General features: G+C 72.1%; 11 protein-coding genes. 6 read left to right on the top strand and 5 right to left on the bottom strand.

What is annotated here, in order from left to right; genetic code table 11:
• Positions 1-98: 98 nt before the first annotated feature.
• Positions 99-2,144 carry a glycoside hydrolase family 2 TIM barrel-domain containing protein gene (locus AB0M80_RS39815; protein ID WP_364575285.1) on the top strand — a complete coding sequence of 682 codons (2,046 nt, stop codon included), beginning with the start codon at positions 99-101 and terminating at the stop codon, positions 2,142-2,144.
• 41 nt (positions 2,145-2,185) lie between these two features.
• Here the strand turns inward: AB0M80_RS39815 and AB0M80_RS39820 are convergent, their stop codons facing one another.
• On the bottom strand, positions 2,186-3,631 hold the full coding sequence (locus AB0M80_RS39820; RefSeq protein WP_364575287.1) for a DUF1996 domain-containing protein: 1,446 nt from the start codon (positions 3,629-3,631) through the stop codon (positions 2,186-2,188).
• Between the two features lie 250 nt (positions 3,632-3,881).
• Here AB0M80_RS39820 and AB0M80_RS39825 point away from each other — a divergent pair, with 250 nt between their 5' ends.
• Positions 3,882-4,715 carry a substrate-binding domain-containing protein gene (locus AB0M80_RS39825; protein WP_364575289.1) on the top strand — a complete coding sequence of 278 codons (834 nt, stop codon included), beginning with the start codon at positions 3,882-3,884 and terminating at the stop codon, positions 4,713-4,715.
• 79 nt (positions 4,716-4,794) lie between these two features.
• Here AB0M80_RS39825 and AB0M80_RS39830 read toward each other — a convergent pair whose 3' ends face one another.
• The 3 genes from AB0M80_RS39830 to AB0M80_RS39840 all read right to left on the bottom strand — a co-directional run bounded on the left by AB0M80_RS39830 (position 4,795) and on the right by AB0M80_RS39840 (position 9,206).
• Positions 4,795-6,180 carry a flavin monoamine oxidase family protein gene (locus tag AB0M80_RS39830; RefSeq protein ID WP_364575291.1) on the bottom strand — a complete coding sequence of 462 codons (1,386 nt, stop codon included), beginning with the start codon at positions 6,178-6,180 and terminating at the stop codon, positions 4,795-4,797.
• 199 nt (positions 6,181-6,379) lie between these two features.
• On the bottom strand, positions 6,380-8,329 hold the full coding sequence (glpK, locus tag AB0M80_RS39835) for a glycerol kinase GlpK (RefSeq protein ID WP_364575293.1): 1,950 nt from the start codon (positions 8,327-8,329) through the stop codon (positions 6,380-6,382).
• Between the two features lie 124 nt (positions 8,330-8,453).
• Complete coding sequence (locus tag AB0M80_RS39840) at positions 8,454-9,206, bottom strand: IclR family transcriptional regulator (protein WP_364575295.1); 753 nt, start codon at positions 9,204-9,206, stop codon at positions 8,454-8,456.
• Positions 9,207-9,462: 256 nt separating this feature from the next.
• On the opposite strand from AB0M80_RS39840, the gene AB0M80_RS39845 reads away from it, so the two are divergent.
• The 4 genes from AB0M80_RS39845 to AB0M80_RS39860 all read left to right on the top strand — a co-directional run bounded on the left by AB0M80_RS39845 (position 9,463) and on the right by AB0M80_RS39860 (position 14,676).
• A complete protein-coding gene (locus AB0M80_RS39845; protein ID WP_364575296.1) occupies positions 9,463-10,284 on the top strand; it encodes an MIP/aquaporin family protein in 822 nt (273 codons plus the stop codon).
• 14 nt (positions 10,285-10,298) lie between these two features.
• Entirely contained in the window at positions 10,299-11,816 is a 1,518-nt protein-coding gene (glpK, locus tag AB0M80_RS39850) for a glycerol kinase GlpK (protein WP_364575298.1), read from the top strand.
• A 2-nt stretch (positions 11,817-11,818) separates the two neighbouring features.
• Complete coding sequence (gene glpD / locus AB0M80_RS39855; protein WP_364575300.1) at positions 11,819-13,522, top strand: glycerol-3-phosphate dehydrogenase; 1,704 nt, start codon at positions 11,819-11,821, stop codon at positions 13,520-13,522.
• Between the two features lie 62 nt (positions 13,523-13,584).
• Entirely contained in the window at positions 13,585-14,676 is a 1,092-nt protein-coding gene (locus tag AB0M80_RS39860) for a hypothetical protein (RefSeq protein ID WP_364575302.1), read from the top strand.
• On the opposite strand, the gene AB0M80_RS39865 is transcribed toward AB0M80_RS39860, so the two are convergent.
• Complete coding sequence (locus tag AB0M80_RS39865; protein ID WP_364575350.1) at positions 14,591-15,523, bottom strand: aminoglycoside phosphotransferase family protein; 933 nt, start codon at positions 15,521-15,523, stop codon at positions 14,591-14,593. The genes AB0M80_RS39860 and AB0M80_RS39865 overlap by 86 nt on opposite strands.
• Between the last annotated feature and the right edge of the window lie 21 nt (positions 15,524-15,544).

The following is a 15,544-nucleotide window of genomic DNA, read 5'->3' on the forward strand; positions in this document are numbered from 1 at the left end:
GCCCCCTTTTCGTGCGGGTGAATACCTTGGTCGGAATGCGCTTTCGAAGTTCTCGAACTGCTTGACCCGTGGCCGAGGGGGCTGTGATAGTCCCGGGAATGCGTCGGCTCGTGCTCGCCCTGATCACCCTGCTGTTGTGCGGTTTCTGCGTGCCGGCCGCGGAGGCGGCACTCCCTCGGGCGCGTAGCGAAACCGTGCTGGCCACCGGCTGGAAATTCCACCTCGGCGATGTCCCGGGCGCCGCGGCCGCCGGCTTCGACGACTCCTCATGGACGCCGGTTTCCCTGCCCCACACGTGGAACGCGGCCGATGGCGCGGACGGCGGCGGGAACTACCGGCGCGACGTCGGGTGGTACCGGACGCGGCTGGCCGTCCCGGCGGGGAACCGGCGCGTCTTCCTGCAGTTCGACGGCGCGAACCTGGTCACCGACGTCTACGTCGGCGGGCGGCACGCCGGGCGGCACGAGGGCGGCTACTCCGGCTTCCGGTTCGACATCACCGGTCTCGCCCCCGCCGGGGAGTCCGTGCCCGTCGCGGTGGCGGTCGACAACCGGAAGAACGCGGACGTGGCGCCCCTCGACGGCGACTTCACGCTGTTCGGCGGCCTCTACCGCGATGTCCGGCTCGTCGTCACCGACCCGGTGCACGTCGACGCGCTCGACTTCGGCGGCCCGGGTGTCGCCGTGCGGCAGAAAGCGCTCTCCGCGGCGGCGGCCGAGCTGGAGGCCACGACCAGGGTCACCAACGACACGCCGGTGACGCGGCGCATCCCGGTCCGGACGGTGGTCCGGGACGCCTCGCGCCGCGTCGTGGCGGTGGCGGCCACCGCGGTCACCGTGGGGCCCGGCCGGACCGTGCCGGTGACCTCGGCGCTGCGGATCCGTGATCCGCACCGGTGGAACGGGGTGCGGGATCCCTACCGGTACTCGGTCACCGCGGAGGTGGGCGGCGACGCGGTGAGCGTGCCGCTGGGGCTGCGCACCTTCGCCGTCGATCCCGCGCGCGGGTTCCTGCTCAACGGCGTCCCGTACCCGCTGCGCGGGGTCAACACCCAGCTGCCCAGCCGCCCGGACCGGGGTGCGGCGGTGACGGACAGCGACATCGACGCCGACTACGCGCTGATCGCCGAGCTGGGCGCGAACGCCGTCCGGATGGCGCACTACCAGCACTCGCCCCGCGAATACGACCTCGCCGACCGCCTCGGGCTGGTGGTGTGGACCGAGGTGCCGCTGGTCGGCTTCGTCACCGATTCGGCGGCGTTCACGGCGAACGCCGAAATCCAGGCGCACGAGCTGGTCCGGCAGAACTACAACCACCCGTCGGTGGCACTGTGGGGGCTCGGCAACGAGCAGTACGTCTCCAGCCCGGCCGCCAACGCCGTGCTCGCGGCGGTCCAGGACGTCTTCCGCGCCGACGATCCGGACCGGCTCACGTCATACGCGCACTGCTGCCTGTCCGACACCGACCCCCTCGCCGGACACGCGGACCTCACCGGCTACAACCGGTACTACGGCTGGTACCTGCCGGGTGCGGAAAACCTGGGGAAGTGGGCGGACGAGCTCCACCGCGCCGATCCCGGGCGCCGGATCTCGGTCTCCGAGTACGGGGCCGGCGCGAGCGTCCGGCAGCACGAGCAGCACCCCGCCCCGCCCGTGCCCGGCGGGCACTGGCACCCCGAGGAGTACCAGGCGGAGGTCGCCGAGGCCTCGTGGCGCGCGATCGAGGCGCGTCCGTACCTCTGGGGCAGCTTCGTCTGGGTGATGTTCGACTTCGCCTCGGACGGGCGCAACGAGGGCGACCGCGCGGGCATCAACGACAAGGGCCTGGTCACCGACGACCGGGTGACCAGGAAGGACGCCTTCTACTGGTACCAGGCGAACTGGTCGGACCGGCCCGTCCTGCACATCACCTCGGCCCGCGACGCGGTCCGGACCACCGCCACCACCGACGTCAAGGTCTACACCGGCACCGCGCCGGTGAGCCTTTCGATCAACGGTGTCCCGCTCGGCACCCGGGTCCCCGACGGCCACATCGCCCGCTGGTCCGCGGTCACCCTGCGGCCGGGACCCAACGTCGTGCGGGCGACGTCCTTCGAGGACGGTCACCCGCACACGGACACGGTGACCTGGACCCTGACGCCGTGACCGGCCCTTCGAGGAGATTCCTCGAAGGGCCGGTCAGCGGGTCACTGGTTGCAGCGCTTGCCGGTGTTGATGCAGTTGACGACCTGGTTCATCAGGCGCTGGCCCATGACGTTGGCGAAGTCGTCGTGGTCCGAGCGGGGGTTGTGCTTCTCCTGCGCGAAGGCGTCCACTTTGTACTGGCCCTTGACCTGGATGTCCCGCGGGATGTTGTAGACCAGCTTGATCACCAGCTGCGGGACGTTCTTGAAGCCCTGCGGGCACTTGCCCTGCTGGTCCGCGAACACGATGTGCGTGCGGTGGTTGGCGCTGTCGATGTTCTTGCCGTCCCAGCAGTTCGGGAAGGCGTGGATGCGCTCCACCTTGCTGTTCTGCGGGCAGATCGGGTAGTGGTCGGTGAGCCGGTCCTCGAAGCCGGTGCAGGTCCAGCTGGGCCGGGCGTTGGCCGGGCCGTTGGTGCTCTGCTTGGCGTCGCCGTAGAGGATGCGGAGGAACTGCGGCATCGCGACGACCTTGCTCGCGCCGCCGCTGGTGAACGTGATCGTCGCCGACTGGACGCGCTGGATCTCGCCGTCGTTGTCGCCGACCTCGTTCTTGTCGTTGACGCCGGGCAGTTCGGCGGGCTGGCCGTTGCTGTTCTGGCCGCCGTTGTCGATGCCGCCCTGGCCGTTCTGCTTGAGCGCGCACTGCGCGAGCCCGCCGAGGTTCGTCGGCTTCGCGGCCCGGCGGCCGATCGCGATGGCGATCCGGTCGATGGTGGCCGCGCGCTTGTCCTTGAGCGGGCCGACGACGGCGTTCTGGATGTCCTGCGGCGTCTTGAGGTCGCCGTTCGCGATCCGCTTGTTGGCCTCGTCGATCTGCTTGTCGAGCAGGTCGAGGTTGCGGTCGACCTCGGCCATCGCCTGGTCCGGGACGTCGGGGAGCTTGCTCGCGACGTCGGGGCACTCGACCTGGGCGCTCGCCTTGTCCTTGGCGCTGCCGGCCCGGTCGGGCTGCGTGGCGGGCGGGTTCTTCTCGGCGTCGCCGGTGTCGATGCGGACGACGGGCCAGAAGTAGGCGGACTTGTCGCCGTTCTTGCACGTGGTGCCGGCCTTGAGCAGGCTCTTGTTGTTCGAGTCGGCGTTGGTGGACAGGTTGCCGACGTAGTCGTGCAGGTGCTGGGCACCGTTCTTGATCCCCGGCTGGGCGATGAAGTTGTCGGGGTTGAAGTGCTGGTTTTCGTTGCGGCCGCAGTCCACGGTGAACGTGCCGCGGGCGCCCTTCTGCTGCAGCGCCTTGTTCACGTTGATGCCCGAGGGGACCTTCGCGATGTCGATGAAGAACGACGGGTCGGCCTCGTCCGCGCTGGCCTCGCCGGTGCGGCCGGCGGTGGTCGCGACGACGATGCCGCCGACGGCCAGCGCGAGCGCCAGACCGCCGGTCGCGATCTTCGTGCGACGGGTGATGCGATGTCTGCCCGTGGCGGGGGTGCGGGAAGTATTCCGGGCCAAAGTTCACCTCGTTCGGTTTTCCGGGCACGGCGAAGACAGCGTGCGTGCCCGGGCTGGAGACGCGCGGAACCCGGGGAGCGGCACCGGGGGCGCGGGTATCGGGAACGCGCCCGGTGTCACTGGTTCCGGCATTGGGTGGAACGGCCGCCGGGTGGGGCCGGTTCAAGCCGCGTCGGCGCCGTTATCGGTTCGTTATTTATGGAAGGTGAACAAAGTTCACGTCCCGCGATGTGATCGCTAACATCGACCCATGCCCGTGGACGACGCAGGTCCCGACGGCCCCCTCCGCGCGCGGGCCCGCCGGCGGCGGGGCACGCTCGGGGTGATCGCCACCGGCTCGTCCGCGTCCGGCCCGGTCCTGCACGGTCTCCGCGCGGCCGCCCGCGAGCAGGAATACCCGCTGAGCGTCTTCAGCGCGGCGGGCCACGACGGTGCGGCGGTGCTGGCCGCGGTGGACGGCCTGCAGCTGCAGGGGGTGACCGGGATCGTCGTGCTCGACGGGCACCTGCTGGCCGAGCTGGCCCCGGCCGCCGGCATCCCCCTGGTGCCGGCGGCGTCGACCGACCAGTACGCGGGCGCGCGCCGGGCCACCGAGCACCTCCTGGAGCTCGGCCACCCGACGGTCTGGCACCTGGGCGGCCCCGAAGACGGCCCGGCGGCGCGCGCCCGCGAGCAAGGCTGGCGCGAAACCCTCGAACGCCACGGAGCGGAGATCCCGCCGGTGATGCGCGGCGACTGGTCCGCCCGTTCCGGCTACCGCGCCGGCCAGTCCCTGGCCGTCGAATCGGGCGTGGGCGCGGTGTTTTCGGCCAACGACCACATGGCTCTCGGCCTGCTGGCGGCGTTCGCGGAGGCGGGCATGCGAGTCCCGCGCGACGCACACGTGGTCGGCTTCGACGACGTCCCCGAGGCCGCGTACTTCGCACCCCCGTTGACGACGGTCCGCCAGGACTTCGTGGCGGCGGGCCGCCGGACCCTGGCGACCCTTGCGGCCCACATCGAAGGCGTGGCGGCCCCGGCGTGGGGAACGGTCGAGGTGGAGCTCGTGGTGCGGGAGAGCAGCCGCTGCCTCCGGGCCGGCTAGGAAGCTCTGACGGCACGGGCCACGCGCCACCGGGGCGAACCGCCCGCACCGCCAGGATCACGATGGCCGTCGAGCAGCTTCACCGCACCGGCGCCGGCGGACGGGGCCGGTGCGTCCGGATGATCGCGTCCGCCGTGCGTTCGCCCGACTGCACGGCGCCTTCGATGTAGCCGTACCAGCGGGGTGAAGTTTCCGTTCCCGCCCAATGGATCCGGCCGACGCCGGCGCGGAGTGCGGAGCCCGGCCCGGTCCAGGCCCCCGGCGGGAACACCGCCGCGTAGGCGCCACGGGTGAACGGCTCCTCGGTCCAGTTTCGTTCGGCGAAGGCCACGGGCCTGCCGGCCGGTGGACCGAACAGGCGGCTCAGCGCGTCGAGCAGGAGTGCCCGGCGGCCGGCCTCGGAGCGGGTGGTGAGATCTCGAGCGGTTGCGCCGTTGACGAAGCCGATCAGGACGCCGCACCGGCCCGACTGCGGGCTGCTGTCGGCGGTCAGCGCGATGGGGCCGCGCAAACTGAGGGCCGCGCCGCTGAGACCGGCCGTCCGCCAGAACGGTTCCGGGTACGTGGCGATGCACTTCAGCACGCTGCCCATGGGCAGTCGCTGCAGCAGGGTGTCGCGTCCGGCCGGCATCGGCGGCTGGTAGGCGATCCGGCTCGCGAGCGGTGGAGGCACCGCGACCACCACCTGTCCGGCGCGCCAGGCGGTTCCGTCCTCGGTGATCACGGTGGCGCCGCGGTCGTCCTGCTCGATCCGCCGGACCGGGGCATTCAGGAGCAGGCCGGCGTCCAGGCCGGCGGCGAGCCGGGCGGCGAGGCCATGGGCCCCGCCCGCCAACCGGTCTTGTTGCGCGCCGCCTTCGAAATCGGTCAACGCCGACAGGCTGCCCGCTGATTTGATGGAGAACAGGGCGTGCAGCAGCGACAGCTCACTCGGTTCACAGGCCCAGATGGCCTGGCAGGCCAGGGTGAGGAACCGGCGCCCGCCCCGGGTGTGCACCCTGCGGTCGATCCACGACTGCAGGGTCTGCCCGTCGAGCGCGGCCGCGTCCGGGCTGCGCCAGGGTGTTTCGGTGTCGATATCCCGGGCCAGCCGGTCCAGGCGAAACCGCGCCCGCGCGACGTCGAGCAGCGTCGACGGGCCGAGTCTCGGCGCCATGCCGCGAAACGGCCGCAACCGTCCGGTCTCGGTTTCGAGCACGTTCGAGCCTGCCGTGTACGTCGGGAAGGTGGCTACGCCGAGTTCCGCGGCCAGCGCGTAAACCCGGTCCTGGCCCGGTCCGACGAACTGGCCACCGAGATCGACGGACTCGCCGCCGACCTCGGCGCCGACCGTACGGCCACCGGGTCGATCGCAGGCTTCGAGGACGAGGACGCCGATTCCCCGGCGGCGCAGGCGATGCGCGCACACGAGACCGGCCATGCCGGCGCCGACCACGACGACGTCGACCTCGGGGTGGGGGGACACGAAAACCTCCAGGGTGGGTCGGGCGTGTTCGCGACGTGCGCGAACACGCCGGCGCACCCACCTACCACCACGGCGCCGACTGGTTACGGATTCACTTGTGCGCAGATCATTTCGGTTCCGCCGCCGCGGTGTCAACCGCTGGGTGCGGCGCCGGCGCGTCCAGCGGCGGCGGCGAAGAAGGCGGCGGGAAGGTGCAGCGCTACAGCTTCAGCCGGTCGCCCAGTTCGCGGATGTGGTTCACCCCGCCGCAGTCGAGATCCAGCTGGCGGCGCCGTTCCGCGACGAACGCCCGGCCCAGTCCCGTCCGGTCCGAAGTGGACGTACTCCGGCGCAGGTCGTTCACCAGCCCGCGTTCCTCGCCGCGGACGTGGGCGTCCACGACGTTCTCCAAGCGCAGCAACGCCTTCTCGAAGTCGTCGCCCTCCAAGACCGCCAGCAGGTCCTCCGCGAACGGGTCGCCCGGGGCCGCCGGGCGGACGATGCGCTCGGTCGCCGTCGCGTGGGCGACCAGCAGGGCCGCCAGCTCCGCCACCAAGGCCGGGCGGTCGGCTTCGGTGTTGCGCAGGTCGCGCAGCAGCTGCTCGAACCGGCGGTGGTCGGCCAGCAGGACCTCGACCAGGTCCGAGCCCGGCGCCGCCGCGGCCGGGGCCGGGCGCATCCAGCCGAACGTCAGCTCCACCGCCTGGCGCCAGTGCGCGTACTCGGAGTCGCGGCGGGCCGGGTCCATCGCCGGCAGCCACTGGCCGGCGCGGTGCCAGTTGCGCCGCAAGCCCTCCAGGTCCGGCCAGTACCCCACGGACAGCCCCGCCGCGTACGCCGCGCCGAGCGACACCGTCTCCGCCACCATCGGGCGCACCACCGGCACGTCGAGCACGTCGGCGATGCACTGCATCAGCAGGTTGTCGGCCGTCATCCCGCCGTCGACCTTCAACGTCGTGAGCGCCAGCCCGGAGTCGGCGTTCATCGCGTCGACGACCTCGCGGGTCTGCCAGCCGGTCGCCTCCAGCACCGCCCGCGCCAGGTGGCCCTTCGTGATGTACGACGTCAGCCCGGCGATCACGCCGCGCGCCTCACTGTGCCAGTGCGGCGCGAACAGCCCGGAGAACGCCGGCACGATGTAGCAGCCGCCGTTGTCCTCGACCGTGCGCGCCAGGGTCTCGATCTCGGGTGCGCTGCCGATCAGCTCGAGGCCGTCGCGGAACCACTGCACCAGTGACCCGGTGACCGCGATCGACCCTTCCAGTGCGTACACCGCCGGCTCGTCGCCGATCTTGAAGCCGACCGTGGTGAGCATGCCGTGGGTGGACAGCACCGGTGTCGGGCCGGTGTTGAGCAGCAGGAAACTGCCGGTGCCGTACGTGCACTTCGCCTCGCCGGGCGCGAAGCAGGTCTGGCCGAACAGCGCCGCCTGCTGGTCGCCCAGCGCCGCCGCGATCCGGATCCCGGGCACCACGCGCGACGTCGTCCCGTAGACCTCCGTGGAGGACCGGATCTCCGGCAGCATCGCGCGCGGGACGTCGAAGAACTCCAGCAGCTCGTCGTCCCAGGACAGCGTGCGCAGGTTCATCAGCATGGTGCGCGAGGCGTTGGTGACGTCGGTGACGTGCACGCCGCCCTCGGCGCCGCCGGTCAGGTTCCAGATCAGCCAGGTCTCGATGGTGCCGAAGAGGACGTCGCCGCGTTCGGCGCGCTCGCGCAGGCCCGGCGTGCGCTCGAGCAGCCAGCGGATGCGGGGCGCGGAGAAGTACGTCGCCAGCGGCAGGCCGCACAGCTGCCGGACGCGGTCGGCGCCGGGTTCGCGGGCGAGCTGTTCGAGCATGGCGTCGGTGCGGGTGTCCTGCCAGACGATCGCGCGCCCGACCGGGTTGCCGGTGCGGCGGTCCCACAGCACGGTGGTCTCGCGCTGGTTGGCGATCCCGAGGCCGACGATCTGCTCGGCGGTCGCCCCGGCGTCGGCCAGCGCCTGCGGCACGATCCGGGACACGTTCCGCCAGATCTCGGTCGCGTCGTGTTCGACCCAGCCGGGCCGCGGGAAGTGCTGCTGGTGCTCGCGCTGCACGACGGAGACGAGCCGGCCGCGGGCGTCGAACAGGATGCACCGGGTCGAGGTGGTGCCCTGGTCGATGGACATCACGTACCGCTGGACCACGTGCTCACCTCCGTGCCGATCGGGCCGCGCCGGTCCGGCGCGGGTGCGGCCACCTCGCGGTGGCGGCCGGGCCGGTCGAGCCGGGGGCGACCGCGGGCGGCGTCGCGAACCCGGCCGCGCCACCTCACCACCGGGACGCGCCCAGGTCGCGCGAGACCGCACGGGCCGCGTCGCGGACGTGGCCCAGCAGCCGCGGGCTCGGGCCGCCGTCGGGCTCGCAGATCCGCTCGACCGCGCCGGACACGCCGATCGCGCCCACCACGATGCCGCCGTGGCCGCGGATCGGGGCCGCGATCCCGGCTTCCCCGGAGATCATCTCGCCGTTCTCCACCGCCCAGCCCGCCTCCCGTACCTTCGCACACGCTCGCTTGATCGCCGTCTGGGTGACCAGGGTGCGGCGCGTGTACGGCTCCGGGGCCGCCTTCAGCGTCGAGTCGTAGGCGAGCAGGACTTTGCCGAGCGCGGTCGCGTGCAGTGGCAGCAGCGTGCCGACGTCGAGGGTCTGCAGGCTGTCGTCCGGCCGGAACACGTGGTGCACGACCAGCACCCGGCCCTCCAGGGACGCCCCGATCCGGACCGCCTCGCCGCTGCGCGAGGCCAGGGCGTCGGCCCAATTGATGGCCCGGGACCGCAGCTCGTTGACGTCGAGGTAGCTCGTGCCCAGGTGCAGCAGCGCCGCGCCGAGCTGGTACTTGCCGGTGTCGCGGTCCTGCTCGACGAACCCGACGCCCTGCAGCGTGCGCAGGATCCCGTGCGCGGTGCCCTTCGCCAGCTCCAGCGATTCGGCGATCTCGCCGACCCCCAGCCGCCCCGAGCCGCGCGCCAGCAACCGCAGGATCGCGGCGGCGCGCTCGATGGACTGGATCGGACCGGGCACGGCGCGACCCTACTGTACCGATCGTTACCAATCCGACCGGCAGTCACGGCGGAACAGGTCCCGTCGAGCAAGTTCGCTCCAGTTGGGGTCCGCCTGCTTTCGGCCGGATCGGTAACCTGACCGGCCGTGATTCGACAATGTCGAACATCCACATCGGCCGTTCGACAATGCCGACCGCCGTCCGTTGACCGCCCACCCGGGTGAACCTAGCTTTCCCTCACCAGGGGGAACGAACGGTCCTTTGTGGAGGAAAGCAATGGTGCGAAACCTCAAGGCCCGCGGGCTCGGCGGCGAGATGGCCGCCGAGTTCGTGGGGACGATGATCCTCATCCTGTTCGGGTGCGGGGTGGTGGCGCAGGTCGTCGCCGCGGGCATCGGGGACCACGACAGCATCGCCTGGGCCTGGGGGCTCGGCGTCACGCTCGGTGTCTACGTCGCATCGCGGATCAGCGGCGCGCACCTGAACCCGGCCGTGACCATCGCGCTGGCGGTGTTCAAGGGCTTCGAATGGCGCAAGGTCGCCCCCTACGCCCTGGCCCAGACGGCCGGTGCCTTCGTCGCCGCCCTGCTCGTGCGCTGGAACTACACCGAGGTGCTCAACGCCAAGGACCCCGGCCTCACCATCAAGACCCAGGGCGTGTTCTCCACCCTTCCGGGTAACGGCACGCTCCCCGTGGGTGACTGGGGCGCCTTCCGCGACCAGATCATCGGCACCGCGATCCTGCTGATCGTCCTCTTCGCCATCACCGACCTCCGCAACACCTCGCCGGGCGCGAACCTGGCCCCGGTCGTCGTCGGCTTCCTCGTCGTCGCGATCGGCATGGCCTGGGGCACGAACGCCGGCTACGCGATCAACCCCGCCCGTGACTTCGGCCCCCGCCTCGCGTCCTGGCTGACCGGCTACGACACAGCGTGGTCGGACCAGTACGGCTTCCCCTACTGGTGGATCCCGATCGTGGCCCCGGTCCTCGGCGCCCTCGTCGGCGGCGCGATCTACAAGTTCCTGATCGAGCGCTTCCTCCCCACGGGGGACCCGCTGGACGCCATGCCCGCCAAGGACCTCGAGCCCGCCGCCTGAAACGGAGAACCACCATGCCTGACTTCGTCGGCGCCGTAGACCAGGGCACCACCAGCACCCGCTTCATGATCTTCGACCACGGCGGCAACGAGATCGCCCGCCACCAGCTCGAGCACGAGCAGATCCTGCCCAAGCCGGGCTGGGTCGAGCACGACGCCACCGAGATCTGGGAACGCACCCGCTCGGTCATCGCGACCGCGTTGAACAAGGCCGACCTCACCGCCGGTGACCTCGCCGCGCTGGGCATCACCAACCAGCGCGAGACCACCGTCGTGTGGAACCGCCGCACCGGCCGCCCGTACGGCCACGCGATCGTCTGGCAGGACACCCGGACCGACCGGATCGCCTCGGCGCTCGAGCGCGAGGGCAAGGGCGACGTCATCCGCCGCAAGGCCGGCCTGCCGCCCGCGACGTACTTCTCCGGCGGCAAGCTGCAGTGGATCCTCGAGAACGTCGACGGCGTGCGCGAGGACGCCGAGAAGGGCGACGCCCTCTTCGGCACCACCGACTCGTGGCTGATCTGGAACCTCACCGGCGGCCCGGACGGCGGCGTCCACGTCACCGACCCGACCAACGCCTCGCGCACCATGCTGATGGACCTCGAGACACTCGACTGGGACGACGAACTGCTGTCGTTCTTCAACGTCCCCCGTGCGATGCTGCCGTCGATCCGGCCGTCGTCGAACCCGGGCTTCTTCGGCACCACCCGCGCGGACGGCCCGCTCGGCGGCGAGGTCGCCATCACCGGCGTCCTCGGCGACCAGCAGGCGGCCACCGTCGGGCAGGTCTGCTTCCGGCCCGGCGAGGCGAAGAACACCTACGGCACCGGCAACTTCCTGCTGCTCAACACCGGCCAGGAGCTGGTCCGCTCGAAGCACGGCCTCCTGACGACCCTGTGCTACCAGTTCGGCGACGAGAAGCCGGTCTACGCGCTGGAAGGCTCGATCGCGGTCACCGGGTCGGCGGTGCAGTGGCTGCGCGACCAGCTGGGCATCATCAGCGGCGCGTCCCAGAGCGAGAGCCTGGCCCGCCAGGTCGAGGACAACGGTGGCGCCTACTTCGTCCCGGCGTTCTCGGGGCTGTTCGCGCCGTACTGGCGTTCGGACGCCCGCGGCGCGATTGTCGGGCTGACCCGCGCGACCACCAACGCCCACATCGCGCGGGCGACGCTGGAGGCGATCTGCTACCAGACCCGTGACGTCGTCGAGGCCATGCAGAACGACTCCGGCGTCCCGCTCGACGTGCTGCGCGTGGACGGTGGCGTCACCGCCAACGAGCTGTGCATGCAGCTGCAGGCGGACATCCTCGGCGTCCCGGTGTCGAAGCCGGTCGTCGCCGAGACGACCGCGCTCGGCGCCGCCTACGCGGCCGGGCTGGCCGTCGGCTTCTGGTCCTCGACCGACGAGCTCGAACAGAACTGGAACGAAGACAAGCGCTGGACGCCGACGTGGACCGACGAGCAGCGCGCCGAGGGCTACGCGGGCTGGCAGAAGGCCGTCGGCCGCACCCTCGACTGGGTCGACGTGCAGTGACCATGAGGAGGAACACCGTGACACCGCTTTCCCCGGTCTACCGCGTGGAGACGCTGCGGAAACTGGCGCGCGAAGAGGTCGACGTCCTGGTCGTCGGCGGGGGAGTGACCGGCGCCGGGATCGCGCTCGACGCCGCGTCGCGCGGGCTTTCCACCGCGCTGGTCGAGGCCCGCGACTTCGCCGCCGGCACGTCCAGCCGGTCGTCCAAGCTCATCCACGGCGGCCTGCGCTACCTGGAGCAGCTGGACTTCAAGCTGGTGCGCGAAGCGCTCAAGGAGCGGGGGCTGCTGCTGCAGAAGCTGGCCCCGCACCTGGTGCGGCCGGTCAAGTTCCTGGTCCCGCTGCAGCACCGGGTGTGGGAGCGCGGCTACATCGGCGCCGGCGTCACGCTGTACGACACCCTCGGCGGGGCCCGCGCGCTGCCGCGGCACCGGCACCTGTCCAAGCGAGGTGCCTTCAAGGTGGCGCCGGCCCTCGCCGACGACGCGCTGATCGGGGCGATCCAGTACTACGACGCCCAGGTCGACGACGCCCGCCACACGATGACGATCGCGCGGACGGCCGCCGAGCAGGGCGCTTCGGTGCTCACGCGGGCTCGCGTCACTTCGCTGCTTCGCGACGGCGAGCGCGTGGTCGGCGCCAAGGTCGTGGACCGCGAAAGCGGCGTCGAGTTCGAGATCCGCGCTCGCACGGTGGTGGCGGCCACCGGTGTCTGGAGCGACGACATGGCGGCGGCGGCCGGGATCCCCGCGCCGTTCACCGTCCGCGCGTCGAAGGGCATCCACCTGGTGGTGCCGCGGGAGAAGATCGACCTGGACACCGGGCTGATCCTGCGCACCGAGAAGAGCGTGCTGTTCGTCATCCCGTGGGGACGGCACTGGATCGTCGGCACCACCGACACCGAGTGGGGCCTCGACCGCGAGCACCCGGCGGCGAGCCGCGCGGACGTCGACTACGTGCTGGAGCACCTCAACGCCGTCCTGCGTACCCCGGTGACGCATGACGACATCGAGGGCGTCTACGCGGGGCTCCGGCCGCTGCTGGCGGCGAAGGCGGCCGCGACGACGAAGCTTTCCCGGGAGCACGCGGTGGCGCACCCGGTGCCGGGCCTGGTCATCGTGGCCGGCGGCAAGTACACGACGTACCGGGTGATGGCCGCGGACGCGGTCGACGTCGTGGTCGAGGAGCTCGGCCGCCCGGCCCCGCCGTCGTGGACCGACCGGCTCCCGATCGCCGGTGCCGAGGGCTACCACGAGCTCTGGGAGGACCGGGCCGGTCTCGCCTCCCGGACGGGACTGCCGCTGCCCCGCGTCGAGCACCTGCTGCAGCGGTACGGGACGCGGATCTGGAACCTCCTGGACCTGATCAAGGAGCAGCCCGACCTGGGTTCGCCGATCCCGGGCGCGTCGGAGTACCTGCGCGCGGAGGCCGTCTACGCGGTTTCCCACGAGGGTGCGCTGCACCTGGAGGACGTGCTCACCCGGCGGACGCGCATCTCGATCGAGGAACGCGACCGCGGCGTCACGGCGGCCCCGGTGGTCGCGGAGCTGATGGCCCCGCTGCTGGGCTGGGACGCGCACCGGGCCGGCCGCGAGGTGGCCAACTACCTGGCCCGGGTCGAGGCGGAGCGCTCGGCGCAGGAGGCCCCGGACGACGCGGCGGCGAACGCCACCCGCCTCGCGGCCCCGGCGCTCCTGCCGGGCTGACTCAACCGATCGCCGCCGTCGCGCGTGAACACCCGGAACCGACCTGACAGGGAGGAACAGGGATGTTCAGAGGAGTTCTTGCGACGGCGGCGGCGGTGACGGTGCTCGCCGCGGTGCCGGCGGGTGCGGACGAGATCCGCGGGCCGATCGACCTGGGCACGCTGCCCGGTGGCCTCACCAGCGAGGGACTGCGGGTGACGAACCACGGAACGGTGTTCGGCGAGGCGTACGACCCGGCCTTCCACGTGCACGGGGCCCGGTGGGACGCGGCGGGCCGGATTTCCGACCTGCGGCCGCTCGACGGCTACGCCGAGGTGAAGGCGACCGCCGTCAACGAGGCCGGGGTGGCGATCGGGGACTCGACCAACCACGTCGACACCGGGCGGGCCACCCGCTGGGACGCCTCCGGCGTACCGGTGGAGCTGGAACAGCCGACCGGCTTCCCCGGCTACTCGTGGTCCACGCCGGTCGCGATCAACGAACGCGGCGTGGTCGCCGGGACCGCCTACGGCGCGCCCGGCCCGGACGCCGCGGTGCGGTGGGACAGCTCGGGCGAGGTGACCGTGCTCGGCCTCGGCCGGGTCCGGGCGATGAACGACGCGGGCGCGGTGATCAGCGAGGCCACGTACTGGGACCCGGCGGGCAACGTCGTCGAGCTCACCGACGGCGGTTCACTGCACGACCTCGACAACGCCGGCACCGTGGTCGGCAGCATCGGCACCCACGCGGCGAAGTGGGATTCGACGGGCCGGCCCACGGTGCTCGACACCACCTGGGAGGTCAGTACGGCGCTGGCGATCACCGACGACGGGACCGTCTTCGGGGAGGTGCGCGACAAGGCCTTCACCACCCGGGTGGCGCGCTGGGACCCGGCGGGCACGCTCACCGTGCTCCCGGCCCCGGACGGCGGGTCGATCCGGTTCACGGCCGTCAGCCGGTCCGGCGTCGTGCTCGGGGAGAAGGACGCCTCGACGTCGCTCGTCTGGGACCGGGCCGGCCGGCCCTCGGCCCTGCCGTTGCCCGCCGAGGGCGGGATCTGCTCCGCGAAGGGGCTGAACGACTGGGAGGTCACGGGTTCGTGTGCCGTGCCCGGCCGGAACGCCCACGCCGTGCTGTGGAAGCTGTCGGAACCGACAGGCAGCTCAGCTCGCTGAGGACGTACCGGGCGTTGGCCGAGATGACGGGGTTGGTGTGCCGGTAGTACGGCAGCTGGAGCACCGCCATCGACAACGCCCGGCCGCGGCCGCGGGCCCAGGTCGCGTCGTCGGCGCCGACGACGTCGCGGAAGACCGGCCGCGCGGCCGCGGACAGCAGGTTCCACGCGGGGATCAGGTCGCACGCCGGGTCGCCCAGGCCCGCGGTCGCCCAGTCGAGGACACCGCTCAGGCGGCCCTCGCGCAGCAGCAGGTTGCTCGGCATCAGGTCGGCGTGCACCCAGCACGGCGGCCCGGTCCACGGGGGAGCGTCGAGCGCTTCGGCCCAGACCGCGAGGGCTGCGGCCGCGTCGAACGGCTCGTCGGTGCGGCTCAGCTCGTCGATCGCCCGGCGGGTGGCCTGGTCGACCGCGGACAGCGGCTTGCCCCGATTCGCCGGGGGACCGTCCGCCCGGTTCACCCGCAGCGCGAGGACGAACTTCGCCAGCTCGCGGGCCGGTGCGTCCCGGCCTTCGAGCGCCGGTTCGCCGTCGAGCCAGCCGTGCACCGTCCACGGCCACGGGTAGCCCTCGGCGGGCTCGCCCCGCGCGAGGACGGCCGGGACGGCCACCGGCAGCCCTCCGAGCGCGGTGCGGATCCGGGCTTCCTTCGCGATGTCACCGGCGCCGCCACTGGTCAGGGGCAGCCGGACCGTGAGGCCGGTGCCGAGCCGGTACACGGCGTTGACCGTGCCGCCCGAGGCCAGGGGAGTGACCGGCAGGTCCGCCCACCGCGGGAACTGCCCGCGCACCAGCCGCCGGACCAGCCCGGCGTCGATCGCGTGCTCGTCGGCGTGCATCCGGCCCATGCGTTCACGCAACCACGCACG

Source organism: Amycolatopsis sp. NPDC051045 (genome assembly GCF_040682955.1).
Taxonomy (GTDB): Bacteria; Actinomycetota; Actinomycetes; order Mycobacteriales; family Pseudonocardiaceae; genus Amycolatopsis.

Excerpts from the sequence above, each read along its gene's own strand:
- glpD (WP_364575300.1), top strand. The coding sequence starts at position 11,819 with ATGAGGAGGAACACCGTGACACCGCTTTCCCCGGTCTACCGCGTGGAG.
- AB0M80_RS39825 (WP_364575289.1), top strand. The coding sequence starts at position 3,882 with ATGCCCGTGGACGACGCAGGTCCCGACGGCCCCCTCCGCGCGCGGGCC.
- AB0M80_RS39865 (WP_364575350.1), bottom strand. The coding sequence starts at position 15,523 with ATGGGCCGGATGCACGCCGACGAGCACGCGATCGACGCCGGGCTGGTC.
- AB0M80_RS39860 (WP_364575302.1), top strand. The coding sequence starts at position 13,585 with ATGTTCAGAGGAGTTCTTGCGACGGCGGCGGCGGTGACGGTGCTCGCC.
- AB0M80_RS39815 (WP_364575285.1), top strand. The coding sequence starts at position 99 with ATGCGTCGGCTCGTGCTCGCCCTGATCACCCTGCTGTTGTGCGGTTTC.
- AB0M80_RS39845 (WP_364575296.1), top strand. The coding sequence starts at position 9,463 with ATGGTGCGAAACCTCAAGGCCCGCGGGCTCGGCGGCGAGATGGCCGCC.
- glpK (WP_364575298.1), top strand. The coding sequence starts at position 10,299 with ATGCCTGACTTCGTCGGCGCCGTAGACCAGGGCACCACCAGCACCCGC.